The organism is Citrobacter europaeus (genome assembly GCF_037482245.1).
GTDB classification, from domain to species: Bacteria; Pseudomonadota; Gammaproteobacteria; order Enterobacterales; family Enterobacteriaceae; genus Citrobacter; species Citrobacter europaeus.
This window is the reverse complement of the sequence record NZ_CP148084.1, coordinates 462,849-487,922: the sequence shown is the minus strand read 5'-3', so window position 1 is coordinate 487,922 and position 25,074 is coordinate 462,849. Positions and strand designations below refer to the sequence as shown.

General features: G+C 53.0%; 21 protein-coding genes. 8 read left to right on the top strand and 13 right to left on the bottom strand.

The window, feature by feature from the left end; genetic code table 11:
- Window positions 1-107 precede the first annotated feature (107 nt).
- The 3 genes from zapG to degS all read left to right on the top strand — a co-directional run bounded on the left by zapG (window position 108) and on the right by degS (window position 3,199).
- Complete coding sequence (gene zapG / locus WHR59_RS02380) at window positions 108-506, top strand: Z-ring associated protein ZapG (protein WP_003025147.1); 399 nt, start codon at window positions 108-110, stop codon at window positions 504-506.
- 168 nt (window positions 507-674) lie between these two features.
- Window positions 675-2,042: a serine endoprotease DegQ gene (gene degQ, locus WHR59_RS02375; RefSeq protein WP_043017816.1), complete on the top strand. Its 1,368-nt coding sequence runs from the start codon at window positions 675-677 to the stop codon at window positions 2,040-2,042.
- 89 nt (window positions 2,043-2,131) lie between these two features.
- On the top strand, window positions 2,132-3,199 hold the full coding sequence (degS, locus tag WHR59_RS02370; protein WP_003025154.1) for an outer membrane-stress sensor serine endopeptidase DegS: 1,068 nt from the start codon (window positions 2,132-2,134) through the stop codon (window positions 3,197-3,199).
- A 146-nt stretch (window positions 3,200-3,345) separates the two neighbouring features.
- On the opposite strand, the gene mdh is transcribed toward degS, so the two are convergent.
- Entirely contained in the window at window positions 3,346-4,281 is a 936-nt protein-coding gene (gene mdh, locus WHR59_RS02365; protein ID WP_003025158.1) for a malate dehydrogenase, read from the bottom strand.
- 436 nt (window positions 4,282-4,717) lie between these two features.
- Between mdh and argR the strand changes: the two genes are divergently transcribed.
- Both argR and yhcN read left to right on the top strand, forming a co-directional pair.
- Window positions 4,718-5,188, top strand: coding sequence for a transcriptional regulator ArgR (gene argR, locus WHR59_RS02360; protein WP_003025162.1), 471 nt, complete (start codon window positions 4,718-4,720; stop codon window positions 5,186-5,188).
- Between the two features lie 375 nt (window positions 5,189-5,563).
- A complete protein-coding gene (gene yhcN, locus WHR59_RS02355; protein ID WP_003025165.1) occupies window positions 5,564-5,830 on the top strand; it encodes a peroxide/acid stress response protein YhcN in 267 nt (88 codons plus the stop codon).
- A gap of 57 nt (window positions 5,831-5,887) precedes the next feature.
- Here the strand turns inward: yhcN and WHR59_RS02350 are convergent, their stop codons facing one another.
- From WHR59_RS02350 to aaeX, 4 genes are all read right to left on the bottom strand, one after another.
- Entirely contained in the window at window positions 5,888-6,166 is a 279-nt protein-coding gene (locus WHR59_RS02350) for a barstar family protein (protein WP_043017817.1), read from the bottom strand.
- Window positions 6,167-6,285: 119 nt separating this feature from the next.
- Window positions 6,286-8,253, bottom strand: a complete 1,968-nt coding sequence (gene aaeB / locus WHR59_RS02345) for a p-hydroxybenzoic acid efflux pump subunit AaeB (RefSeq protein WP_199994675.1) — start codon at window positions 8,251-8,253, stop codon at window positions 6,286-6,288.
- Between the two features lie 5 nt (window positions 8,254-8,258).
- Window positions 8,259-9,191 carry a p-hydroxybenzoic acid efflux pump subunit AaeA gene (gene aaeA, locus WHR59_RS02340; protein ID WP_043017819.1) on the bottom strand — a complete coding sequence of 311 codons (933 nt, stop codon included), beginning with the start codon at window positions 9,189-9,191 and terminating at the stop codon, window positions 8,259-8,261.
- A 7-nt stretch (window positions 9,192-9,198) separates the two neighbouring features.
- Window positions 9,199-9,402, bottom strand: a complete 204-nt coding sequence (gene aaeX / locus WHR59_RS02335) for a p-hydroxybenzoic acid efflux pump operon protein AaeX (RefSeq protein ID WP_003025177.1) — start codon at window positions 9,400-9,402, stop codon at window positions 9,199-9,201.
- Between the two features lie 184 nt (window positions 9,403-9,586).
- Between aaeX and aaeR the strand changes: the two genes are divergently transcribed.
- Both aaeR and WHR59_RS02325 read left to right on the top strand, forming a co-directional pair.
- Complete coding sequence (gene aaeR, locus WHR59_RS02330) at window positions 9,587-10,501, top strand: HTH-type transcriptional activator AaeR (RefSeq protein ID WP_047408302.1); 915 nt, start codon at window positions 9,587-9,589, stop codon at window positions 10,499-10,501.
- 228 nt (window positions 10,502-10,729) lie between these two features.
- Window positions 10,730-11,344 carry a YagU family protein gene (locus WHR59_RS02325; protein WP_043017821.1) on the top strand — a complete coding sequence of 205 codons (615 nt, stop codon included), beginning with the start codon at window positions 10,730-10,732 and terminating at the stop codon, window positions 11,342-11,344.
- Between the two features lie 48 nt (window positions 11,345-11,392).
- Here the strand turns inward: WHR59_RS02325 and tldD are convergent, their stop codons facing one another.
- The 8 genes from tldD to csrD all read right to left on the bottom strand — a co-directional run bounded on the left by tldD (window position 11,393) and on the right by csrD (window position 23,843).
- On the bottom strand, window positions 11,393-12,838 hold the full coding sequence (gene tldD / locus WHR59_RS02320; RefSeq protein WP_003828819.1) for a metalloprotease TldD: 1,446 nt from the start codon (window positions 12,836-12,838) through the stop codon (window positions 11,393-11,395).
- Between the two features lie 163 nt (window positions 12,839-13,001).
- On the bottom strand, window positions 13,002-16,802 hold the full coding sequence (gene yhdP / locus WHR59_RS02315; RefSeq protein ID WP_338843549.1) for an AsmA2 domain-containing protein YhdP: 3,801 nt from the start codon (window positions 16,800-16,802) through the stop codon (window positions 13,002-13,004).
- A 114-nt stretch (window positions 16,803-16,916) separates the two neighbouring features.
- On the bottom strand, window positions 16,917-18,386 hold the full coding sequence (rng, locus tag WHR59_RS02310; RefSeq protein ID WP_003025190.1) for a ribonuclease G: 1,470 nt from the start codon (window positions 18,384-18,386) through the stop codon (window positions 16,917-16,919).
- The gene (locus tag WHR59_RS02305; protein ID WP_080626033.1) at window positions 18,376-18,969 is read right to left on the bottom strand and encodes a Maf family protein; all 594 of its coding nucleotides are present in this window, start codon (window positions 18,967-18,969) and stop codon (window positions 18,376-18,378) included. Before WHR59_RS02305 ends, rng begins: the two co-directional genes overlap by 11 nt.
- A gap of 7 nt (window positions 18,970-18,976) precedes the next feature.
- Window positions 18,977-19,465, bottom strand: coding sequence for a rod shape-determining protein MreD (gene mreD / locus WHR59_RS02300; RefSeq protein WP_003025196.1), 489 nt, complete (start codon window positions 19,463-19,465; stop codon window positions 18,977-18,979).
- Window positions 19,466-20,488, bottom strand: coding sequence for a rod shape-determining protein MreC (mreC, locus tag WHR59_RS02295; protein WP_047408294.1), 1,023 nt, complete (start codon window positions 20,486-20,488; stop codon window positions 19,466-19,468).
- 64 nt (window positions 20,489-20,552) lie between these two features.
- Entirely contained in the window at window positions 20,553-21,596 is a 1,044-nt protein-coding gene (mreB, locus tag WHR59_RS02290; protein WP_000913396.1) for a rod shape-determining protein MreB, read from the bottom strand.
- A 306-nt stretch (window positions 21,597-21,902) separates the two neighbouring features.
- Window positions 21,903-23,843 carry an RNase E specificity factor CsrD gene (gene csrD / locus WHR59_RS02285; protein ID WP_043017825.1) on the bottom strand — a complete coding sequence of 647 codons (1,941 nt, stop codon included), beginning with the start codon at window positions 23,841-23,843 and terminating at the stop codon, window positions 21,903-21,905.
- Window positions 23,844-24,068: 225 nt separating this feature from the next.
- Here csrD and WHR59_RS02280 point away from each other — a divergent pair, with 225 nt between their 5' ends.
- The gene (locus WHR59_RS02280; RefSeq protein WP_043017826.1) at window positions 24,069-25,043 is read left to right on the top strand and encodes an MDR family oxidoreductase; all 975 of its coding nucleotides are present in this window, start codon (window positions 24,069-24,071) and stop codon (window positions 25,041-25,043) included.
- Window positions 25,044-25,074: the final 31 nt, after the last annotated feature.

Sequence of the window (25,074 nt, the reverse complement as noted above, 5' to 3'; positions counted from 1 at the left end):
ACGGGATTCCACTTCTACGGGATTAGCGGTTATAGTGGCATAATCAGGCGCGGGCATGGAGCCTAAAGCCAACACCCTACGGAAACACAAGACAACGGGAGATGTTCATGACCTGGGAATATGCGCTAATTGGGTTAGTCGTCGGTATCATTATTGGTGCTGTAGCCATGCGTTTTGGTAATCGTAAATTACGCCAACAGCAGGCATTGCAGTACGAACTGGAAAAAAATAAAGCTGAGCTGGAAGAGTACCGCGAAGAGCTGGTGAGCCACTTTGCCCGCAGCGCTGAATTGCTGGATAACATGGCGGACGATTATCGTCAGATCTACCAGCATATGGCGAAAAGCTCCAGCAACCTGCTGCCGGGTATGTCGCCAGAAAACAACCCGTTCCGTAATCGTCTGGCAGAGTCCGAAGCAGGCAACGATCAGGCGCCGGTTCAGATGCCGCGTGACTATTCTGAAGGGGCATCAGGCCTGCTGCGTAGCGGCGCAAAGCGCGACTAACCGCACATCGTTAAGAAATTTATTGGGCGCAGCAATTGCGCCCTCCGCTTCTCTTCCCGTCCCAGCTATTATTTAGTCGTTAGCCTCATTGTGACCAAACCGAAAATTCAATAACATCAAACTGTTTTGAATCATCTTCCGTTTACTCAAGGTACGAGAGCAGGATCCATGAAAAAACAAACCCAGCTGTTGAGTGCATTAGCGTTAAGTGTCGGGTTAACTCTCTCGGCGCCATTCCCGGCCGCAGCGTCAATTCCCGGCCAGGTTCCCGGTCAGGCTGCGCTTCCCAGCCTCGCCCCGATGCTGGAGAAAGTGTTACCTGCCGTGGTGAGCGTAAGGGTCGAAGGCACCGCCACTCAGGGACAGAAAGTCCCGGAAGAGTTCAAAAAGTTTTTTGGTGATGAACTTCCCGATCAACCTTCTCAACCTTTTGAAGGGCTGGGTTCAGGGGTCATTATTGATGCTGCCAAAGGCTACGTCCTGACCAATAACCACGTCATTAACCAGGCGCAAAAAATCAGCGTTCAGCTTAATGATGGCCGTGAGTTCGACGCTAAGCTTATCGGCAGCGACGATCAGAGCGATATCGCTCTGCTGCAAATTCAACATCCCAGCAACCTGACACAAATTGCTATTGCCGACTCCGACAAACTCCGCGTGGGTGATTTCGCGGTGGCCGTGGGTAACCCGTTTGGTTTGGGGCAAACAGCCACCTCCGGCATCGTATCGGCGTTGGGTCGCAGCGGGTTGAACCTGGAAGGTCTGGAGAACTTTATTCAGACCGACGCCTCCATCAACCGGGGCAACTCCGGCGGCGCGCTGCTTAACCTCAACGGTGAGCTGATTGGAATTAACACCGCGATTCTGGCCCCGGGCGGCGGCAGTATCGGCATTGGCTTTGCAATCCCGAGCAACATGGCGCGCACGCTGGCGCAGCAGCTGATGCAGTTTGGTGAAATTAAACGTGGCCTGTTGGGCATTAAAGGTACCGAGATGACCTCCGACATCGCCAAAGCGTTCAAACTGGACGTGCAGCGCGGCGCGTTTGTCAGCGAGGTTCTGCCTAACTCCGGTTCCGCAAAAGCAGGAGTAAAGTCCGGCGACGTCATTACCAGTCTCAACGGCAAACCGCTCAACAGCTTCGCCGAACTGCGTTCACGCATTGCGACAACCGAACCAGGGACCAAAGTCAAACTGGGTCTGCTGCGTAACGGTAAACCGCTGGAGGTTGAAGTCACCCTGGATACCAGTACATCATCGTCCGCCAGTGCGGAGATGATTGCACCTGCGTTACAAGGGGCTACGCTCAGCGATGGTCAGCTAAAAGACGGCACCAAAGGCATCAAAATTGATAACGTTGAAAAAAGCAGTCCAGCCGCGCAGGCCGGTCTGCATAAAGATGACGTTATTATTGGCGTTAACCGCGATCGCGTAAACTCGATCGCCGAAATGCGCAAAGTGCTGGAAGCGAAACCGTCGATCATTGCTCTGCAGGTGGTTCGCGGAAACGAAACTATCTACCTGCTCCTGCGTTAACGCCTGCAACCGGACATCAGCCCCCCGTGTGATGTCCGGTAAACTCGTGATATGCTGCTGCCGTTCCCTTTATTAATGACGCCGCCATCATGTTTGTGAAGCTTTTACGTTCGGTCGCGATTGGTTTAATCGTCGGCGCTATTCTGCTGGCCGCGATGCCCTCTCTGCGCAAAATAAATACACTTACCGCACCGCAGTTCGACAGTGCAGATGAAACACCCGCCAGCTATAACCCGGCGGTTCGCCGTGCAGCGCCTGCCGTCGTGAACGTTTATAACCGCAGTATGAACAGTACCGCGCACAACCAGCTTGAGATCCGCACGCTCGGCTCAGGCGTTATCATGGATCAGCGCGGCTATATCATTACCAATAAGCACGTCATTAATGATGCCGACCAAATCATCGTCGCACTGCAGGATGGACGTGTATTTGAAGCACTGCTCGTGGGTTCTGATACGTTAACCGACCTTGCGGTGCTGAAAATCAACGCCACTGGCGGCCTGCCGACAATCCCAATTAATAATAAACGCGTGCCGCACATCGGCGATGTGGTTCTCGCCATTGGTAACCCGTACAACCTTGGGCAAACCATCACTCAGGGGATTATCAGCGCCACCGGCCGTATTGGCCTGAACCCGACTGGGCGGCAAAACTTCCTGCAAACCGATGCCTCCATCAACCACGGTAACTCTGGCGGCGCGTTGGTTAACTCGCTGGGCGAGTTAATGGGTATTAACACGCTGTCATTTGATAAGAGCAACGATGGCGAAACCCCGGAAGGGATCGGCTTTGCCATTCCGTTTCAGTTGGCGACTAAAATCATGGATAAGCTGATTCGTGACGGGCGCGTGATTCGTGGCTACATCGGCATCAGCGGTCGTGAAATTGCCCCACTGCACGCTCAGGGTGGCGGAATGGATCAAATTCAGGGGATTGTGGTTAACGAAGTAGCGCCGGACGGTCCGGCAGCGCAGGCGGGCATTCAGGTTAACGATCTGATTATCTCGGTCAATAACAAACCGGCGGTATCTGCGCTGGAAACGATGGACCAGGTGGCAGAGATTCGCCCTGGTTCGGTTATCTCCGTCGTAGTGATGCGTGATGACAAACAGCTGACGCTGCAGGTAACGATTCAGGAATACCCGGCCACCAATTAACGTCACGTCTGGCTGTCCACTTACCATAAAAAAACCGGAGCACATTGGCTCCGGTTTTTATTAGGCGATATCGTAGGGAGTTAGCACGTAATGCCTGATGGCGCGCAGCTTTCAGGCCAACAAATACACGCAGGCCTCTCTTCGGCTTACTTAACGAACTCTTCGCCCAGAGTGATATCTTTCTTCAGCGTATCCAGCATACCTTCCAGCGCAGCTTGTTCAAACGCGCTCAGCTTGCCGATAGACTGACGTTCTTCTACGCCGTTTTTGCCCAGCAGCAGCGGCTGAGAGAAGAAGCGAGCATACTGACCGTCGCCTTCAACGTAAGCACATTCAACCACACCTTTTTCGCCGCTCAGTGCGCGAACCAGTGACAGGCCGAAACGAGCTGCAGCCTGACCCATAGACAGGGTTGCAGATCCGCCACCAGCTTTAGCTTCCACAACTTCAGTACCCGCATTCTGGATACGTTTGGTCAGGTCAGCGGCTTCTTGCTCGGTGAAGCTTACGCCAGGAATTTGTGACAGCAGCGGCAGAATGGTCACGCCAGAGTGGCCGCCAATAACCGGGACTTCAACGTCGCCAGGCTGCTTGCCTTTCAGTTCCGCAACAAAGGTGTTGGAGCGGATGATGTCCAGCGTGGTCACGCCAAACAGTTTGTTCTTATCGTATACGCCTGCTTTTTTCAGCACTTCTGCAGCGATAGCGACGGTCGTGTTTACCGGGTTGGTGATGATACCGATACACGCTTTCGGACAGGTTTTAGCAACCTGCTGCACCAGGTTCTTCACGATACCCGCGTTGACGTTGAACAGGTCGGAACGATCCATACCCGGTTTACGTGCGACACCCGCAGAGATCAGTACCACATCAGCACCTTCCAGTGCAGGGGTAGCGTCTTCACCGCTGAAGCCTTTGATTTTCACAGCAGTAGGGATATGGCTCAAATCAACGGCCACACCAGGCGTTACTGGAGCGATGTCGTACAGGGAGAGTTCTGAACCTGAAGGCAGTTGGGTTTTTAACAGTAATGCTAGCGCCTGACCGATACCACCAGCAGCGCCGAGGACTGCAACTTTCATCCTAAACTCCTTATTATATTGATAAGCAAAGTGTCTATTGCTCCGCGGCGGCGACCTTAATTCACAAATCCAACGAATACAACAACCACGCTTCAAGAATGCGTAGTCACGCAAATTTGGCTTTTATGCATTTAACTTACGTAAAATAAAACCTAAGTTACGTAATTCAAAACCACCCGCACAGTAGAGCAACTTTCCAACAGGTGCTGACAATATACCCTACCCACCTCTCAAAACAACATCAATTTGATAACATTTAATTTACTTTTAAGCTTATTTGCGAGCCGTGACACAGGCATGTTTCTTGATAACGAAATTTGATAAAATTCCGCTCTTTCATAACATTATTTCAGCCTTGAACAAGGCAGACTGTTTGCATAAAAATTCATCTGTATGCACAATAATGTTGTTTCTACCGCCATATTACGGGTGACTTATGCGAAGCTCGGCAAAACAAGAAGAATTAGTAAAGGCGTTTAAAGCGCTGCTTAAAGAAGAAAAGTTCAGCTCTCAGGGCGAAATCGTCCTCGCGTTGCAGGATCAGGGCTTTGATAATATCAATCAGTCCAAGGTTTCTCGCATGCTGACCAAGTTTGGCGCCGTGCGTACCCGCAATGCGAAAATGGAAATGGTGTACTGCCTGCCGGCAGAGTTAGGAGTACCTACTACCTCCAGCCCGCTGAAAAATCTGGTACTGGATATCGACTATAACGATGCGGTCGTGGTTATTCATACCAGCCCTGGCGCTGCTCAGTTGATCGCACGTCTGCTGGATTCATTGGGTAAAGCGGAAGGTATTCTGGGTACGATTGCCGGTGACGATACCATCTTCACCACCCCAGCTAAGGGCTTTACGGTAAAAGATTTGTACGAAGCCATTCTGGAACTGTTCGAACAAGAGCTGTAATGTCTCCTCCCCGTCGCTTCGCGGCGGGGAAAAACCTCTGATTCCTCCCTCCTTCCTCTACTTTCCACTGTCATTCATTTAACAAATGGTGCGTTTAACCGTCAAAAGTCATTCACGTAGTGAATGTGCATGTTCAAAAGCGCACATTTTGCAAAATTTTATATCTGCATGATTTTATTGCATTTACTCAACAACCGGCGTTTATAACTCTCTTTTTAATTCCATTTGGTTATAAAAAATATTTTTCTTAACACTTAATACGTCGCGAAACAATTAGCGTGGTATTAATTTATCGCGTGATTAGTGTATACTTGATTTTGTGATGAGGGTCACGAAACGCAGACCCCTATAAAAGAATTCGACGAGGTAAATATCATGAAAATCAAAACTACTATTGCAACCTTAAGCCTTCTTTCTGTTCTCTCTTTCGGCGCAAGCGCCGCGGTTACTCAGGTGAACTCACAAGAAGCACAGAACCTGCAATCCATGGGCAGCATCTCCGTATCTCAGATCGGTAGCTCACCAATGGATATGCGTCAGGCCATCGCCGCTAAAGCTGAAAAAGCGGGCGCCAGCAGCTATCGCGTCACCGAACTCCGTGAAGGCGCTCACTGGCACGCAACTGCAGAACTCTACAAATAAACCCTCGTCGTCTAAGTCCGACGACTTGCCCCCGCCTGCCGGGGGCTTTTTTATGCCTTACGTTGAGTGGCGAACGTTAAAGCGCAGCTGTCCTTCCAGCTCTTCTTCCGCTTCATCGAACAGTAAAATCAGCGCGCCGTATCGCCTGCGCAGCTTGTCCGGTAAATGGACAAATTCAATCTCCAGCGGCAGCGGTAAAACTTCCCCGATAACCACCTCCCACAGAGAATCTAAATCAACCACCTTTTCCCGGGCGAGACCGAACGTGCGCGTAAACTCGCGATAGAAATCACCCTGGTCTTCTATCTCGTCAAAATCAAATGTATAGATGTTCATCTATAGCCACCATCCCGACGCCAGCCACTCTACAGACCGCCAATATGCAAGGGTCTCTCGTATTTTCAGCTAAGTATAGCCATAAAAAAACCGACGCTTTTAGCGTCGGTTTTCAACTCTTAATTACTGACCAGCGCATGCTGGTATTTATGCAGCATCCCACTGAGCCGTTTTACCGGTTCGGTCACCTGCGGTGGAGCTTGCCAGATGATTAATTTTTCCTGGTAGATATCAAGCTCCTCCAGCAACTGGCTAAAATAGCGTCGGCGCTTGTCGTCGTTTCCTGCGGAAATCACGCGATCGGCAGTACGGCGAAGCTGACGGTGGAATGCGGATAAATCCTCGTTCACCGGTACCGGCGCATCGCGCAGGCGCTGATGTGCGATGATCATTGTCAGCGCCAGGCGAAACTTCGGCAGATCGCCAGGAAATTTGTTCATCAGTAAAAACAGCTGCTGATAAAGCGCCGGGAGGTGGTTTTCTTTACGACGTACCACGTTGGTGGTCATTGCTGAAACCGCCGCCGAGACAAACTGGTTGAGCAACACACGCCCCGTTCTGTCACGAGAGTTATCGCGCACCAACATAATGACAATAAACGCCAGCACACAGCCAACAATCTGCCCCAACGCACTGTCAAGGAACTGGCTAAAGTGGAAGGTCATCGGGTTATCCAGCACAATGATATTAATGGTGCTGGCCAGCGCTCCCATCGAACCCAGTCGTCGTTTCTGTACCTCAATCCCCAGAAAGAATCCCAGCACCGCCAGGCTCAGGCACAGTAACAGCATACTTTGCTGCGTATTGGGGATGATCACCAGGAAATAGAGCGCCCCAAGCGGTAACGCCGCCAACGTACCGTAAATAAAGTCTATCGCCACCATGCGAGGGTTGGGCAAACGCATTGCCAGCGAGGTGACAACCGCAATCATCACCATTGCGCCGCTGCCAGAGGTCCAGCCGGTCCACAGCCAGAATAAGGTTCCCAGCACACAAGAAAGCGTGGTGCGCCAGAAGTTGACCATTGCATGATGGCGCTCGGCAGACTCCACTTTCACCACCGGCTCGCCTTGCAGGATCTCTTCTTCCGTAGCGCTAATCTTGGTATTACTCACCACACCGCGTTTGAGCAGCAGGTAGCGCGTCGCAGCGCCTGCCCAACTATATATCGTAACCGGCGTTTCGCGCTCGCCGGTCCAGGCAATCACACGACGCATCCGCTTCAGCTGTTTATGGACATCCTGCACCGTTTCAACCGGTGTATCGAACAACTCGCGGAAGGTGTCAGTGATCAGTTCCGGTCGGGTGTTCTGAATAAGATAGGTTTCGCAGGACTGCGTGATAAGCGTGAGCGACAACGTGTTCAATGCTTTCAGTCTGCGGTTAGCGCGCACCCAGCGTGAGGACTCCATGTTCAGGTTACTGCGCATACCTTCCAGCGCCGCCGTACGCCGGACTAAATCGCCCCACGCTTTGTCAACTTCCTCACTGTCGCCATGCTTTATGCACAACTGCATAAGCTGATACTGCGCCACCAGCAGACTGTCCAGTTCAACATCAATCTCTTGTTTCACCGAACGGGGCGAAAAGAGCAGATCGGCCACAATGGCGCAGACAATCCCCATCACAATTTCACTACAGCGTTCGAGCGCAAATTGTGGCGTCAGCAGCGGTTCAGCCTGGATGGTAATGACGATGATCAGCGCCGTATAGCCCGAAAGTCCCCATGCGTAGGAGTTTTCGATCTTCACTAGCGATGAGATCCAGGTACAAAAACCGGCCCAGATACAACACACCAGAATCATCAATAACGGGGCGCGGATCATGCTGATGATAATGATCAGTGCGGCAATACAGCCAATAAATGTCCCGACAATACGCAGCATGCCGCGATAGCGGATAGCGCCTGAATAAGGTTCTCCGCCGGCGGCAAAAGCCGGGCCCGCCGCCACAATGGCTGCAGTCAGCACCGCCCAGCGCGGGGTCTCAAGTTGGAAGTGAAAACCAACGAACAGCGCCAGTACAATCGCGCACGCCAGTTTTACCGCAAAGCGGATATGCTGGTTGGAAATGGAGAAAATACCCATCGCGATTAACCAAACTCGCGCAGGCGGTGCGCCATTTTACGGAAGAAGGATTCCTGGCTTGCATCGCGATCCCGCTTGCCGGTAATAACGACGGTAGCCGTAGTCCCGGCAGGCCACAGGGTTCCCTGCTGCTCATCAAGACGAATTCGCACCGGCACACGCTGTGCCAGACGCACCCATTCAAGATTGGAATCAATGGTTGCCATACCCTTTGCATCCCGCGTACTGCTGGCATTCGTTACGCCAGCCGCAACGCTATCAACAGTGCCCTTCAGTACATTATTACTGCCAAGCGGGGTGATCTCGGCGCGATATCCAGGGCGAACGCCTTCCAGTTTGGTTTCTTCCATATAGGCCAGCACATAGAAAGAATGCTGTTTGACCAACGCCACCGCCGTGGAGCCACGCGTAATAAATTCGCCGCTATAGACATTCAGGTTAGTCACCCAGCCATCTGCTGGCGCGCGAATCACGGTACGTTCCAGATCTAATTTTGCCAGATCGCGGGTCGCCTGCGCCTTCGCAAGCTGGTGTAATACGGTTTGCAGGACGTTGTTTGACTGGTCAATCTCTTCACGAGACATGGCCTGTACGCCCAGCCGGTTACGACGACTGGCCTCCTGGCGTTTTTCCTGCGCCAGAACCTGGTAATAAGAGACATCAGCTTCAGCCTGCTCAAGGGCTTTTTTATAACGAGGCTGATCGATAGTGAACAGGATCTGATCCTTTTTCACCAGTTGGTTATCATGGATGTTAACGTTGGTAATAAGACCCGCCACGTCCGGCGCAATGGCAACGACATCGGCGCTGAATCGGGCGTCACGCGTCCACGGCGACTCGGTGTAGAACACCCATGCGCGGAAAATGGCAATGAAGGCCAGAATGACCAGTACGAGAGTCGTGGCCGTACGGGAGAGTTTTTTTGTTAGTGTTTTCACTTCAACCTCAAACGAACAGGCGCGTTATTAAATAGAACAGACAGCAATACAGCGCGGTGTTAAACAGAGCCGGATGCCAGACAAAATCATAGATGCCAGTCGGAACCAGTACCCGGCGCACCAGCCAGAAAATCGCCAGTGACAAAAGTAATTCGAAAAAAATCGGTGGGAAGGACAGACCAAACACCACGATAACGGGAAACAGACTCATGTTGACCTTGGTAGCTTAAGAGAGTGCAGATGATAGATTTTCTAGCGTATGTCACCGCAGAGAAGGGCAAGGATGAGCCAGGCGAGAGCGACATAGCTGTTATTTGAATAATAATATATTAACGTAACTGTTATGCTGTTATCTATATTATGTGATCTAAATCACTTTTAAGCCAGAGTGAACAATGGAACGATTAAAACGTATGTCGGTGTTTGCCAAAGTTGTCGAACTGGGCTCCTTCACCGCCGCCGCAAGACAGCTACAAATGAGCGTATCATCGATAAGCCAGACGGTCTCTAAACTGGAAGATGAGCTACAGGTCAAGCTGCTAAACCGCAGCACACGCAGCATTGGGCTAACCGAAGCTGGAAAAATTTATTATCAGGGCTGCCGCCGAATGCTGCACGAAGCACAGGATGTTCACGAGCAGCTTTATGCCTTTAACAACACCCCCATCGGCACCCTGCGCATTGGCTGTTCTTCAACCATGGCACAAAATGTCCTCGCTGGGTTGACCGCAAAGATGCTGAAAGAGTATCCAGGATTGACCGTAAATCTGGTAACCGGCATCCCGGCACCGGATTTAATCGCCGATGGTCTGGACGTGGTTATTCGCGTCGGCGCGTTGCAGGACTCCAGCCTGTTTTCACGTCGCCTGGGTGCTATGCCGATGGTGGTCTGCGCCGCTAAAAGCTATCTCGCGCAGTTTGGCGTCCCGGAGAAGCCCGCCGATCTCAGCAACCACTCGTGGCTGGAGTACAGCGTGCGCCCGGATAATGAGTTCGAGCTTATTGCTCCGGAGGGGATCTCTACCCGGCTGATCCCAGAGGGGCGATTCGTGACTAACGATCCGATGACGCTGGTTCGCTGGCTGGCCGCAGGCGCGGGCATCGCCTATGTGCCGTTGATGTGGGTGATCAATGAGATCAATCGTGGCGAAGTGGAGATCCTGCTTCCCCGCTATCAGTCGGATCCGCGTCCGGTCTATGCGCTGTATACCGAAAAAGACAAACTGCCGCTCAAGGTCCAGGTGGTGATTAACTACCTGTCGGATTATTTTGTCGATGTGGTCGGCGTTTTTCAGGGCGTCCGAGGATGACGAAAGGAATAATTAAAACATCCCGAGAAGAATATTTCTCATGAATATTTCCTGGATTGTCCTCTGACAATTCAGAATTCACTCCAGCACCCTATCAAAAATAGATAATTGACACCACCGCCACTCACCATTTACCGTGTAAGTGGCCTGACATACAGGCAGTTATTTTATTGTTAGCAGCATGAATAATAATATATTTTTCAGGATGTCTTAAAGCAAGGATCAGAAATGAATCTATTTGAACAAACACAACCTTCGCGCAGGCGCTACGGGCTTGCCGCGTTTATTGGCTTGATTGCAGGGATCGTCTCCTCTTTCGTCAAATGGGGAGCAGAGGTTCCCCTTCCTCCACGCAGCCCTACTGATTTATTCACCGGCGCATGTGGACCGGAACAATTAATAAGAGCGGCCAGCCAGATTGATTGCTCACGCAACTTCTTAAATCCTCCCTATATATTTTTACGCGACTGGTTGGGCGTTGTCGATCCTAACGCCGCTGTATATACATTTGCCGGGCATATATTTAACTGGGTTGGCGTGACGCATATTATTTTCTCTATCGTCTTTGCCGTAGGTTATTGCATCGTTGCAGAAGTCTTCCCTAAAATTAAGCTTTGGCAGGGTTTACTGGCTGGCGCGTTAGCTCAGCTTTTTGTCCATATGATCTCGTTCCCGCTGATGGGGCTGACGCCTCCGCTCTTTGAACTGCCGTGGTACGAGCACGTATCTGAAATCGCAGGGCATCTTATCTGGTTCTGGTCGATCGAAATTATTCGTCGTGATTTGCGTAACCGCATCACTCACGAACCAGACCCTGAAATTCCGCTGGGCAATATACGCTAAAAAAAATGGCGCTACCCAAGAGTAGCGCCATTTTCATACCCTTTCAGTTCAGGCGGTGCCACCTACGGTCAGGTTATCCACCTTCAGCGTCGGCTGGCCCACGCCCACTGGCAAGCTCTGCCCTTCTTTACCGCAAACGCCAACCCCGTTATCCAGTTTCAGGTCGTTACCTACCATCGAAATTTGCTGCATCGCTTCGATACCGGAGCCAATCAGCGTTGCGCCTTTCACCGGTTTGGTCACTTTACCGTTTTCAATCAGATACGCTTCGGACGTCGAGAATACGAATTTCCCGGAGGTGATATCCACCTGGCCGCCGCCGAAGTTAGGCGCATAAATACCGTATTCAACGGATTCGATGATTTCCTGCGGCGTGGATTTCCCCGGCAGCATATAGGTGTTGGTCATACGCGGCATCGGCAGGTGCGCGTAAGATTCACGGCGACCATTACCCGTTGGCGCCACGCCCATCAGACGCGCATTCAGTTTGTCTTGCATGTAGCCTTTCAGAATGCCGTTTTCGATCAGCACGTTGTACTGACCCGGCGTACCTTCGTCATCGATAGCCACGGAACCACGACGATCCGCCATTGTGCCATCATCCACAACGGTACACAGTTCTGACGCGACCAGCTCACCCATATGACCGCTGAATACCGAGGTGCCACGACGGTTAAAGTCACCTTCCAGACCATGACCGACCGCTTCATGCAGCAAAACGCCAGGCCAGCCAGCGCCGAGTACCACCGGCAGCGTACCCGCAGGGGCTGCAACTGCAGACAGATTGACTAACGCCATGCGTACGGCCTCTTTTGCCCACGCGTCGGCACGAACCTCACCATCAAGGTCACCAAGGAAATAGTCATAGCCAAAACGACCACCGCCACCGCTGGCGCCGCGCTCACGCTTACCATCCTCTTCGACCTGTACGCTTACGGACAGGCGTACCAGCGGGCGGACGTCAGCGGCCAGCGTACCGTCAGTCGCTGCCACCAGGATCAGTTCATAAACACCGGTCAGGCTGGCGGTCACTTCCTGGACGCGTTTGTCGGCGGCGCGGGCCACGCTGTCTACGCGGCGCAGAATATCCAGTTTCTCTTCACGGCTCATGCTCTGTAACGGATCAACCGAGGTGTAAAGCGCCTGATGCTCTACCGCCCCCAGCGTTTTTACTTTGCCGTCACCGTTATCACGAACGATAGTTCGCGCGGCATGGGCGCTTTGCTCCAGCGCCAGCAGGCTAATCTGGTCTGCATAAGCAAACCCTGTTTTTTCGCCGCTGATGGCGCGCACGCCAACGCCCTGATCGATATTGTAAGAACCGTCTTTAATGATGCGGTCTTCTAAAACCCAGGATTCGTGATAGCTCGACTGAAAATAGAGATCGCCGTAATCAAGACGGCGTTCGGCCAGTTGGCCCAGAATGGCAAACAGATCCTGATGTTTCAGGCCATTCGCCGCTAGCAATTGTTCACTTACCAGGTTCAGACTCATCGTTTTGGTACTCATTAGTTTCTGTTGTAGGCCTGATAAGACGCGCCAGCGTCGCCATCAGGCACTTCAATGCCGGATGGCGGCGTGAACGCCTTTTCCGGCCTACGGACTGCGGTAGAAGATCACTGTACTGAGATTGGGGCAATTACTCGCCCCCGTCAAATCATTGCTGGCTTTCTTTGCGCGGCTGACGCAGAACTTCGTTAATCTGCGGCTTATCGACCGGACCGGTGATGCGATAACGCAGAATCGAGACTTTGCTCCACAGCGGTCCCAGAACCTTACTGGCGGCAAACACCGCCGCACCCACAATCGGGTTGACGGCAAACGCGGCGGCAACCCCTACGGTAGCTGAGATTTCTGGTGCGACGATGGCTTCCATATCCAGCTCCCGGCGCACCAGGTTTACTGAGCCTTTCATCGCAATGTCGGCTTCCAGACCGTCCACCAGCGTGTCATCGGTATGCATCACGCCATCTTTGATCCACGCCGTGCTGCGAATCGAGTCGAAATAGAAGCCTTCACTGAAGGTGTCGCTGAAATCAAAACGCAGTTTACGCAACAACGCATCAAAGCTCAGCAGGCGTAATAGCTGCCCCGCATGTCCGGTACTGAGTTCGGTTATCTCACCTTTGCCCAACCGGGCACGCAAAATGCCATTCAGCGAGGCTTCATCTGGATCCCACGGCGGGTTACGCCAGTGCAGATCGTACTCCACGTTGAACGAAGAATTGCGAATCGGCGTTGATACGCCAAAGAAGCCGGCCGCGGAGTCAATTTTACTGCCGCTCAGTTTACCTTTCAGCGACGTCCGCTCCTTGCCCGGCGTATTCACCCATACGCCGTCGGTGGTCAGTCTGGCAAAACCGGTATCCAATAGACCGTTATTCAAGGTGAGCGTGTCGCCTTTAATCGCCACATCGGCGTCAATGCGCCCGTATTTCTGTCCCCACATCCAGCATTCTGCACAGCGTAGCTGAAGGTCCGGCCAGCCACGGAAGCTGACGTTGTCGATGGCGGAGAACGGCGAGGCAGGCGTGCTATTCGGTGACGGTTTTGCCGCGCTTGGGTTGTAATAAAGATACTTAATATTGGCCAGCCACGGCGCATTATTGCGCATCGCCAGCGTGGCGTTAATTTCACGACCCTGCGCCTGCACGATGGAACCGTTGCTCGCAGGCTCAGAGACGATACTCAAATTATTCCACTGCTGACCACCCAGGGATAACGATGGCGTCCGCACCGTGATCCGTTGAGGGAAGTTGGCGTTGGTACCAACATTATCTGCAGCGCCTTTCTGGAACAACGCCAGCCACTGCGCGCCATCCATAGGGGGAAGGTTAAGCTCAATGCCTTGCTGATCGGGTAACGCGGGCACGGTGCGGCTTTCCGACGTCCAGATTGCGCGGTCAAGCGTCAGTTTCTGATTCAGTAGCCAGCGGCTGTTAAAGTGATTCTTACTGCCAGCGTTGCCGGTCAGATCAAAGCTGCGCAGATTGCCCCTGGCCTTAACGTTCACCGGCAACGCCTCACCGGTAGCTTTATTCAGCGGAGCAGGTAAGTGACTACTTACATTCTTAAGGTCGCCCTTTAGCTCAATGTCGTAGGTCGGCCCGGCATGATACGGAAGATCGATTCCCACTTTGCCATTCCACGCCATGCTTCCGCTCAACGCGTCGTTGACCTGCGCCGGTAAAATCCCCATGTGGGTTGGCTGCCAGTCACCTTGTAGATTCACAGCGACCTGGTAGGCTTTCGCTCCTTCGGTCGTAGAAAAGTCGACGTTCAGCGGCTGATTAAACCAGTTCGCCGTCATCGGCTCACTTTGCAGATCGCCGTTGATAAAGCTGAATTTGCCGTTCAAATTCTTCAGCGTGCTGTCGAGCGGTTTAATAAACAAGCTGTTATTACGCAGGTTGACGTCGCCTTTAGCGGTAACCAGCGAGCCGTCCAGCGGAATATCAAGATGTAAGCGAGCATTCACATCGCCGTCAATTTGCAACTGCTCGAGCGTGGCGCCGAGAGAATCCTTTAATGGCGTCTCATCAAAATAAGGTCCGACCGCCTTGCCCGGCCCGTTGATATCGGCATCAATCAGCAGTTTTTCTTTTGCATAGTCGGGGATGTTGGCCGTCAGATTACTGGCCTTCACACCACCCAGATTAACGCTATCCGTCTTCATCCACAGACCGTCGTTAATGAAGTTCAGTTCAATATTGAGGTCAGTCAGCGCGGGCCAGTCGGGCTGGAAAGCAAACTTCGCATTGCGAAGCGGCACCAGGACCTGAAACTGCCCTTCATTATGGAGATAGGGGAACAGATGTGGGTTGCCGCCATACACCAGCGTGGCGTTATCCGCTTCGCCGCCCTGAATAGCGCCACTGAGATAGTCAACCAGCTCTTTGCCCATCAGGTTTTCCGGGAAATAACGCCAGGCCTGAGAGCCATCGTCGGTGCTGATGCCTGCCAGAATGCCCAACCATGGCTCATCACCGGCGGGCTGCAGATAGCGAAAACCGCCGCGCGCGCGTACCGCTTTCGCTTTAACATCGATGTTGCGTCCATCTAACTGAAAGCCTTTATCATTTTTCAGCCAGCTTAGCGTCGCCACGCCGTTCTCTATTTCCAGCGGTGCGCGAAAGACGGTTTCATACGGCATTTTGGCTTGCGTCATGGAAGCGGTTAGCGCCCCATCTTCAACGCTTCCCGCAAGCGTACCGGAGAAGTGTTCTGCCCCTGGCAGCAGCTTCCACTGTTTCCAGGCCAGATCGGTCCACGAGGACTGGAAGCGGGTTTTTTCTGTCGCCTGTAACGGGATATCCAGTGCCAGCACATTTATCTTGCCGCTCGGCTGCGTAGCTCGCCAGATATCCCCCAGCGCAGGAGATAGCCTGGATGCCATCGGACGCAGCCCTTCTAACCCGGCCAGATCCAGATTGCTGGCACGAATGCGAAGCTCGTCGCTGCGTTTGTTATTCTCACCACCGACTTCCTGTTCTGGTATCCAGGCCAGCGTTAACGCCCCGCTCGGCCAGGGTTTATCATCCATGGTGATACGGGTATCGGGAATAGAGAATTGCCAGCCCGGCCCTTCATGGCTGATGTGCGCCGTCAGATTATCGACGGCGAGCGTGTGCGTACGATTTTCACCCAGCCAGCTTGCCCCGCCTTTTTTCAGCCAGACATCGCCGCCGGAAACCACGCCTTTGCTGATCGTCATCCATGCTTCCAGGCTAAAACGCGCGGTCTGCAGCGCAACGTTATCCTGCATCCATTTATTCAGCCACGGCTTGACGTCGATGTCGTCGGCCTGTAGCCAGACCCGACCGTTATTCAATAGTCCGTTGTCGTCACGCAGATCCATACGCACCTGCATAACGCCGTGCTGCCCGGTCAGACTGGAGAGACTGACCTGCCCCTCAGCGCGATGCCGGTTTTTACCGTTCAGCCAGGTAAGCTGTGGGATCGCCAGTTCAGCACGCTGGCCTGAGAGGGTTAAAAAGCTAATCTGACTGTCGCGCAGATCGAAATGATCAAACTGGCGCAGGAAGAGATCGCTGAGGTGATCTGCTTCAATTCCATCACCGCTTTCGCTGCGCTGGATGGGGGTATTGGTGCGCAGTTGTAACTGCCAGAAGGTGAGATCGCGAAACTGCCAGCGCATGTGCAGCAAGCTTTGCCAGACATCCAGCGCTAACGTGACGCGCTTGACCGAAAATTCCCCACCGTCTTTCAGCTGCGCATGGATATCGCGCGCTTCAAGCGTAGGACCGAAACTTTGCCAGTTAGCGGAAAGTTGGCTGGCGGAAACGGGCAGGCCAGTGGCGGATTCAATCTTGCTAAGGATCGCCGGGCGCCAGCTATCAAGATGAGGTAGCGCAAGGCGCAGTCCACTGACCAGCAGCGCTGCGATGACAACGAATGCGGCTCCAGTGAGCAGTAATATCCCCGGCAATCGCCTCACGCGCCTCTCCTTGTCTACCAAAAAATGTGACTCACAAAACCGTCTTGCCGGATGGCGGCGTGAACGCCTTCTCCGGCCTGCAAAGTATCGCCATTTGGCGTCTACCAGGCCAGATTACATCATAACGACGTCGAACTGCTCCTGGTTATACAGCGGTTCAATTTGTACTTTGACCTGTTTGCCGACAAAGATTTCGACTTCCGCCAGCGCATGTGACTCTTCACCTTTCAGGGTCTCAGCTACTGCCGGTGAAGCATAGACCAGGAAACGATCGGAATCATATGCATGGTGTACCCGCACGATTTCGCGCATGATTTCATAGCATACGGTTTCCACCGTTTTCACCGTACCACGCCCGTGGCAGGTCGGACACTCGTTGCACAGCACATGCTCCACGCTTTCACGCGTGCGTTTGCGCGTCATCTCTACCAGACCCAGCTGTGAAAAACCGTTGATACTGGTTTTAACGCGATCCTTGCTCAGAGCCTGTTCCAGAGAGTGCAGCACCCGGCGACGGTGATCTTCATTATTCATGTCGATAAAATCGATAATGATAATGCCGCCGAGGTTTCGCAGACGCAGCTGACGAGCGATAGCCTGCGTTGCTTCAATATTAGTATTAAAGATAGTGTCGTCGAGATTACGATGCCCAACAAACGCGCCGGTGTTGATATCGACGGTGGTCATCGCTTCGGTTTGATCGATGATCAGATAACCGCCGGACTTCAGCTCTACTTTGCGTTCCAGCGCGCGCTGGATTTCATTCTCAACGTCAAAGAGATCAAATATGGGCTGGCGTCCGCTGTAATGTTCCAGCTTGCTGGTCATTTCGGGGATATATTCCGCCGTAAATTCCAGTAACGCTTCATAGGTCAAACGGGAGTCGACGCGGATCCGGTCAAGCTGCGCATCGGCAAAATCACGCAACACACGCTGCGCCAGCGCCAGTTCGCCATACATCTGATAGCGCGTTTGCGGGCGCTTTTTACGCTCCATGACTTTCGTCCAGACGCGCTTCAGGTAGGCAGCATCCGAGGCCAGATCCTCTTCACAGACGCCTTCCGCCGCGGTACGAATAATGAATCCGCCCTGCTCATCGCAGTAATCCGCTACCACTTTTTTAAGGCGCTCGCGTTCGGTTTCGCTTTCAATACGTTGGGACACGCCGACGTGCGAAGCACCCGGCATAAAGACGAGATAACGGGAAGGAAGCGTGATGTCCGTCGTCAGACGTGCGCCCTTAGTACCCAACGGATCTTTTACCACCTGCACCATGAGATCCTGGCCCTGGCGCACCAGTTCAGATATGTCGCGCACGGTGAACTGTTTTTGTTCTTCACCCGCCACGCATTCAGTGTGCGGCATGATGTCTGAAGCGTGAAGAAATGCGGCTTTATCCAGCCCAATATCTACAAAAGCCGCCTGCATACCCGGAAGTACACGACTTACACGACCTTTGTAGATATTGCCTACGATTCCGCGTCGCGCCTCACGTTCAATATGAATTTCCTGCAGAATACCGCCATCAATGTAAGCCACCCGAGTTTCCGATGGCGTTACGTTTACCAACAATTCAGCCGTCATGTTTATCCCTTTTCTCACGCAGTGCGTTAAAATTGGTCAGCAACTCATACGTTTCTACCAGCGGTAAGCCGACTACGGCGTGATAGCTGCCATTTATCTTCCTGACAAAACAGCCACCCAACCCTTGAATACCGTATGCACCTGCTTTATCCATTGGTTCACCGCTGGCAACATAGCCCGCGATGTCCTCATCGGTTAGTGCTCTGAACGTCACTTCCGTCACCACCAGACAGTCCAGACTGTGCTGGCGGTCGGCCAATGCCACAGCGGTCATGACCTGATGCGTTTTGCCCGACAGTTTGCGCAGCATGGCTGCAGCATGAGCGGCGTCGCGGGGTTTTTCCAGCACTTCGCCATTAAGGATAACAATGGTATCCGCCCCCAATACCGGCAAATCGCGCTGGGCCAGCGCCACACCAGCCTGCGCTTTTTCGCACGCCAGACGCGAAACGTACTGCTGCGCGCTTTCCTGCGGGTGCCGCTGCTCTTCAATCCCAGGCACCAGTCGTTCAAAAGTAACACCAAGCTGAGCGAGCAGCTCCTGACGACGTGGAGAACCTGAAGCAAGATACAGAGTATTCATATCAACCTTATTGCACCGCAAACTGCTGACGGACTTTACGCATCAGTAAGAATAGCCATGGCCAAAGCACACCATTCACTACACTACTCCAGAACACTTCGGGTCTGAAAGAGACATTGATCACTAAAAACTCGGCCCAGAAAACAATAATATCCACGACCAGTGATAACAACATGACCACCAACGCCTGCTGCCAGAGCGCGAGGTTGCGGAATAGCTGGAATTTCAGCGCGACCAGATAAGCAATGATACTCATAGACAATGCGCGCACGCCAAGCGTAGAGCCGCTGATGAGATCCAGTATGGCACCCACCACAAACCCTGTACCCACATTTACGCGATGCGGCAGCGCCAGGATCCAGTACAACAAGATGAGCAGCACCCAGTTTGGCCGGAAAACCAGAATGTCGTCCGGCCAGGGCATGACCTGCAGCAACAGTGCAATAAGGAACGAGAGCCAAATCACCCAACGTCCCTGGCTACGATAGCTTGCCACTTACTGTCCTCCCGGCTTACGCGGAGCAGATTGTGGCGAGGTGGTATCCGCAGGCGCTGGAGTCACGCCTGTTGCGGGAGCTGGCACTGGCGCAGGCGGCCCCATGGCATCTGGTGCCGGCAGAACTTGCGGCATCATTTGCATCAGACGTTCATTGGCAACGCGGTGCACTTCTTCTGGCGTCATCGGATTTGCGCCATTACGATCGGCGCCCCACAACAGCAGCAGATAGCGCAGACGTTGCAGACCCGCGGTCGGGCGTGCCTGAATCACAGTATAAGCGCGCTGAGTATCCAGCTTAACGGAAGAAACAACAGCAACCGGATAACCCTCAGGGAAACGGCCACCCAGGCCCGAGGTAACCAGCACATCGCCAACGCGAATGTCGGTATTGGCCGGCAGGTGTTCGAGCTGAAGATCGTCGGTGCAACCGTTACCGGCAGCGATCACGCGAATATCGTTACGCAGTACCTGAATAGGCAACGCATGTGTTGCATCGCAAATCAGCAGCACACGGCTGGTCAGTTTAGCCACCGCAACGACCTGACCTACTACGCCTTTGTCGCTAATAACCGGCTGACCTTCGTAGACGCCGTTAACGCTCCCTTTGTCGATAACCACCTGATCGCTGTAAGGGTCATTAACCGTTGAGATGACCTGCGTCACCATCTTTTGTTCGTCCTGGCGCAGCGGCGATCCCAGCAGCTCACGCAAACGCGCGTTCTCCTGTTTATATTGCCCCAGCATCAGCAGTTCGCTATTTTTCAGCAGCAGTTCCTGACGCAACGCCCGGTTTTCAAGTTCGAGTTGGTCACGCGAAGCCAGCGTTTGCGAAACGCCGTCGAGTAATTCACGGGGACCATTTGAGATAAAGTAGAAAGGACTGACGGCGGTATCCATGTACGTTCGGATTTGACTGAACGTCCCCAGGCGGCTGTCGGCAATAATAACGCCGAGCGCCACCAGCACCGCCAGAATAAGGCGAATCTGTAGCGACGGGCCACGGCTAAAAATTGGCTTCATAGTCTATGCGTATTCTCGTATCAGAGCGGAAGGGTAACCCGCTGGCTACCCTACCTGCATCCGATTACTCTTCGCTGAACAGGTCGCCGCCGTGCATATCGATCATTTCCAGTGCCTTGCCGCCACCACGCGCCACGCAGGTCAGCGGATCTTCAGCAACAACAACTGGAATACCGGTTTCTTCCATTAACAGACGGTCAAGATTACGCAGCAGCGCGCCGCCACCGGTCAGTACCATGCCGCGTTCGGAGATGTCAGACGCCAGCTCTGGCGGGCACTGTTCCAGTGCAACCATGACTGCGCTCACAATACCGGTCAGCGGTTCCTGCAGAGCTTCCAGAATCTCGTTGGAGTTCAGGGTAAAGCCGCGCGGAACACCTTCAGCCAGGTTACGACCGCGAACTTCAATTTCGCGCACTTCGTCACCCGGATAAGCGGAACCGATCTCGTGTTTGATACGTTCTGCGGTAGCTTCACCGATCAGAGAACCGTAGTTACGACGAACATAATTAATGATCGCTTCGTCGAAGCGGTCGCCGCCAATACGTACAGAAGAAGAGTAAACCACGCCGTTCAGAGAGATAACGGCAACTTCAGTAGTACCACCACCGATATCCACAACCATAGAACCGGTTGCTTCAGAAACTGGCAAACCCGCACCGATCGCAGCCGCCATCGGCTCTTCAATCAGGAAGACTTCACGGGCGCCTGCGCCCTGAGCGGATTCACGGATCGCACGGCGCTCAACCTGAGTTGCTCCAACCGGTACACACACCAGTACGCGCGGGCTTGGGCGCATGAAGCTATTGCTGTGCACTTGTTTGATAAAGTGCTGGAGCATTTTTTCAGTCACGAAGAAGTCAGCGATAACGCCGTCTTTCATTGGGCGAATTGCAGCGATATTGCCCGGTGTACGACCCAGCATCTGCTTCGCATCATGACCTACTGCAGCCACGCTTTTCGGCGAACCGGCACGATCCTGACGAATGGCCACAACAGAAGGCTCATTCAATACGATGCCTTGTCCTTTTACATAAATAAGGGTATTCGCGGTACCCAGGTCAATGGACAGGTCATTGGAAAACATGCCACGAAATTTTTTCAACATACTAAGGGATAATCCTGAAAGCTGGGGCGGAAAACAAAATCCGCTTACTTTACCAACCACACGCAGCAGCGACAAGGCGCAAAAATCATCTGCTACGGTGAAAATTAGTGCAGTTCGTTTCCTTTGTTACAAAACCGGCCTGAGTCCATCAGGGCTGAATAAATCAGCAGCATTCCTCGCTTTTGTTTGCAACCTGTCAAAGGTCATTCACCTGCATGTTTGCTGTTACAACCTGGCGAGCAGACAAGCACACCCCCAGAAGGCACAGCGCGCGTTATTCTACGTGAAAACAAATTAAACGGCAGGTTAAACCGAGTATCTTTGCGAATATTTTTTCACGTTAGTGTCAAGTGGCTGTGATGCGGCAAAAAAATCCCCTTGCCCACCCGCAACTCCGCGTTCCGTCAGCGTATGCCACTCGCTACGCGAACGAACGCCCGTGGCGTAAACCTGCGTTGGTGTTCCAGAACAGGCTTCCACCAGGCTTTGAACCAGGAGCTGGTTTTCAGTCCGCTTTTCAATATTCCTCACCAGGCTTGGATGGAGCTTCAATAACTCAACGTTAAGCTCTTTGATCCAACTGGTGCTCACCAGCGTTAATCCCGCCTGCGTAACGGCAATTCGCACACCCAGCGCATTCATCAATCTGATGACAGGCTGTAACCGGCTGATATGTTGACAGACATCTGCCTCCGCAAGTTCAATAATTATGCGTTTACGTAATGATTTTTCGCACTGCATCAGCGTATCACGTAGCCAGCGCTGAAAACGTGGGCGAATTAGCGATTCAACCGTTGTCTGCATCGCCAGGTTTTCCTGCGGCCAGTAGCCCAACAGTAGGATCAGACGGCTGATTTGCAGGCGGTCATACTCTTCAGCCAGGCCAAACTGCAGCACCATCGGCATATATTCCGCCGAGATGACCTCTTCGCTGCCATCAAAAATCCGGCACATCAGCTCCCGATGGTGTACCCGACCTTCGCGTGTTACCGCAGGCTTTTGATAAATTCTTGGTCCGCCCCGGCTGAGCATCTGTTCGATCAGCGTTCGCCAGCGTACGTTTCCCCGCCCTTTTTCCGGCAGTGAGTCATCATAGACCGACCAACTGTTTCCGCCCTGCAATACCGAATTCCGCGTAGCCGCTTCGGCGTGATCCATTACTTGTTCCGTCGACTGTCCGCTGCGGCAAACGCAAATACCGATATGAACCATATCGGCACGATCGATCATTTTATTAGCCGGAAGCGCATCTACCGCTTTTAATAATTGCCCGGCGATGCTTTCCGCCTCCTTCAGCGTGCGGTGTGGCAGCAGGATGGCAAAATCGCTACGGTGGTAGCGTGCCAGCAACGCGCCCGGATAGCGCGTCATGAAAGTCGACAACAAATTAATTAACGTCGAAATTTGTTCTTCCGCGAGGGTGATTCCCCAGCTATCGCGCAGCAGAGTAAAGTCCGGCAGACGCACCATCATCACGACGCCATGCGATCCCACTTTTTCCTGATCTTCCAGCAGCGTTGCCAGTTGGTTATCAAAGAACAGGCGGTTGCTCAGTCCGGTTTTTGTATCCTGCGCCACATAGGAGCGAATCAGCGTATCGAGGCGGCTGCGTTGTTCGCGAGCATTTTGAATTTCGGTCAGTAACATATCGAGTGCGCTACTGGTACGCGCTGGCCATTCATAGACTGTTCCCCGCACGTTCGGTCCACGTTCGCCATTCAGAATGCGCGTGGAACGAATCTCCAGCAGTTCCTGACCTGAAAGTTGACGCTGAAGCCAGCGCACCGACAAAAAGAGCATCAGTATAATGAAAGCAATCGCCAGCGTGAGTGGCGCGGTGGTCATCAGCGAATGGAAATAGTTGCCCATCGGATCCTGATAAACCAGGCGCAGCGACATGCCAGGATGTTTGACCAGCGGGACGGTGATGTCACGATACAGATTGTTCGTCCCCGCCGGGCGATAACTGCTGGTACGGGAGTGGTCATACACCACGTTTTCGCCCTGTAGCAGTTCAACGCGCACGATATCAGCAGAAACCATCAGTTCATCGATTTGCGGGGTTAACGCCACAACATCGCGGGAAACAAGGTGCGTATCAATCGCCGTCGCCACCGCCTGAACACGGGTAGTGAACTTATATTGAATCGCGTTATAGAAACTCAGCGAGCAGCCGATCAGAGTCACGAAGATCGTTAACCCAGTAAGCAGCGTGACAAAAGCTGAAAATTTCGTCGTTAATCGCATCCTTGTGTTAACTCCGACAGTTATGAAACGGGCATGAAAGTGATAAAGCGACCCAAAAATGCAAAACTGAACGCAAAATCCGTCCATTTATACAAACAGTGTGGGCATACTACCAAATCAGGTATATCTGGCAATTTATTGCGCAGAATCGGCATCATGTTTTGATTAGCGAGTATAGTCTTCATTAATAATTTTCCAATCCACTATACGAATTGAGGACAGGTTATGCAGGCTTTGATCTTAGAACAGCAGGACGGAAAAACCCTCGCATCCGTTCAACCCCTCGACGAAAATCAGCTACCTGAAGGCGATGTGACGGTGGATGTCCACTGGTCGAGCCTGAACTATAAAGACGCTCTGGCTATCACTGGCAAGGGTAAAATCATTCGTAATTTTCCGATGATTCCTGGTATCGATTTCGCCGGTACCGTGCGTGCAAGCGAAGATCCCCGTTTTCATGCGGGTCAGGAAGTGTTACTGACCGGTTGGGGCGTGGGTGAAAATCATTGGGGTGGACTGGCAGAACGCGCACGCGTGAAAGGCGACTGGCTGGTTGCCCTGCCAAAAGGACTGGATGGGCGTAAAGCCATGGTCATCGGCACCGCCGGCTTTACCGCTATGCTGTGCGTAATGGCGCTTGAGGATGCAGGTATTCGCCCGCAAGACGGTGAAATTGTCGTCACCGGCGCCAGCGGCGGCGTGGGCAGCACAGCCGTTGCGTTACTGCATAAGCTGGGTTATCAGGTTGCGGCGGTTTCGGGCCGTGAAAGTACCCACGACTACCTGAAGAGCCTGGGCGCCAGCCGTATTCTTGGTCGCGATGAGTTTGCAGAATCACGCCCGCTGGAAAAACAGCTGTGGGCTGGCGCGGTTGATACCGTTGGCGACAAAGTTCTGGCAAAAGTTCTGGCGCAGATGAACTACGGCGGCTGCGTTGCCGCCTGCGGCCTGGCTGGCGGTTTCGCTCTGCCAACCACGGTGATGCCATTCATTCTGCGTAACGTTCGTTTGCAAGGAGTGGACTCGGTGATGACCCCGCCAGCACGCCGGGCAGAGGCCTGGGCGCGTCTGGTTAAGGATCTGCCGGAATCTTTCTATGCTCAGGCCGCCACGGAGATTACGCTGGCGGATGCGCCGAAGTTCGCCGATGCCATCATCAATAACCAGGTGCAAGGCCGTACGCTGGTGAAGGTGAAGTAACAGGCGCTGGCGCAGATATTTACACTTAATT

Bases quoted from the DNA above. Each gene is read 5' to 3' on its own strand.
- zapG (WP_003025147.1), top strand. From the start codon at position 108: ATGACCTGGGAATATGCGCTAATTGGGTTAGTCGTCGGTATCATTATT.
- degQ (WP_043017816.1), top strand. From the start codon at position 675: ATGAAAAAACAAACCCAGCTGTTGAGTGCATTAGCGTTAAGTGTCGGG.
- degS (WP_003025154.1), top strand. From the start codon at position 2,132: ATGTTTGTGAAGCTTTTACGTTCGGTCGCGATTGGTTTAATCGTCGGC.
- mdh (WP_003025158.1), bottom strand. From the start codon at position 4,281: ATGAAAGTTGCAGTCCTCGGCGCTGCTGGTGGTATCGGTCAGGCGCTA.
- argR (WP_003025162.1), top strand. From the start codon at position 4,718: ATGCGAAGCTCGGCAAAACAAGAAGAATTAGTAAAGGCGTTTAAAGCG.
- yhcN (WP_003025165.1), top strand. From the start codon at position 5,564: ATGAAAATCAAAACTACTATTGCAACCTTAAGCCTTCTTTCTGTTCTC.
- WHR59_RS02350 (WP_043017817.1), bottom strand. From the start codon at position 6,166: ATGAACATCTATACATTTGATTTTGACGAGATAGAAGACCAGGGTGAT.
- aaeB (WP_199994675.1), bottom strand. From the start codon at position 8,253: ATGGGTATTTTCTCCATTTCCAACCAGCATATCCGCTTTGCGGTAAAA.
- aaeX (WP_003025177.1), bottom strand. From the start codon at position 9,402: ATGAGTCTGTTTCCCGTTATCGTGGTGTTTGGTCTGTCCTTCCCACCG.
- aaeR (WP_047408302.1), top strand. From the start codon at position 9,587: ATGGAACGATTAAAACGTATGTCGGTGTTTGCCAAAGTTGTCGAACTG.
- WHR59_RS02325 (WP_043017821.1), top strand. From the start codon at position 10,730: ATGAATCTATTTGAACAAACACAACCTTCGCGCAGGCGCTACGGGCTT.
- tldD (WP_003828819.1), bottom strand. From the start codon at position 12,838: ATGAGTCTGAACCTGGTAAGTGAACAATTGCTAGCGGCGAATGGCCTG.
- rng (WP_003025190.1), bottom strand. From the start codon at position 18,386: ATGACGGCTGAATTGTTGGTAAACGTAACGCCATCGGAAACTCGGGTG.
- WHR59_RS02305 (WP_080626033.1), bottom strand. From the start codon at position 18,969: ATGAATACTCTGTATCTTGCTTCAGGTTCTCCACGTCGTCAGGAGCTG.
- mreC (WP_047408294.1), bottom strand. From the start codon at position 20,488: ATGAAGCCAATTTTTAGCCGTGGCCCGTCGCTACAGATTCGCCTTATT.
- mreB (WP_000913396.1), bottom strand. From the start codon at position 21,596: ATGTTGAAAAAATTTCGTGGCATGTTTTCCAATGACCTGTCCATTGAC.
- csrD (WP_043017825.1), bottom strand. From the start codon at position 23,843: ATGCGATTAACGACGAAATTTTCAGCTTTTGTCACGCTGCTTACTGGG.
- WHR59_RS02280 (WP_043017826.1), top strand. From the start codon at position 24,069: ATGCAGGCTTTGATCTTAGAACAGCAGGACGGAAAAACCCTCGCATCC.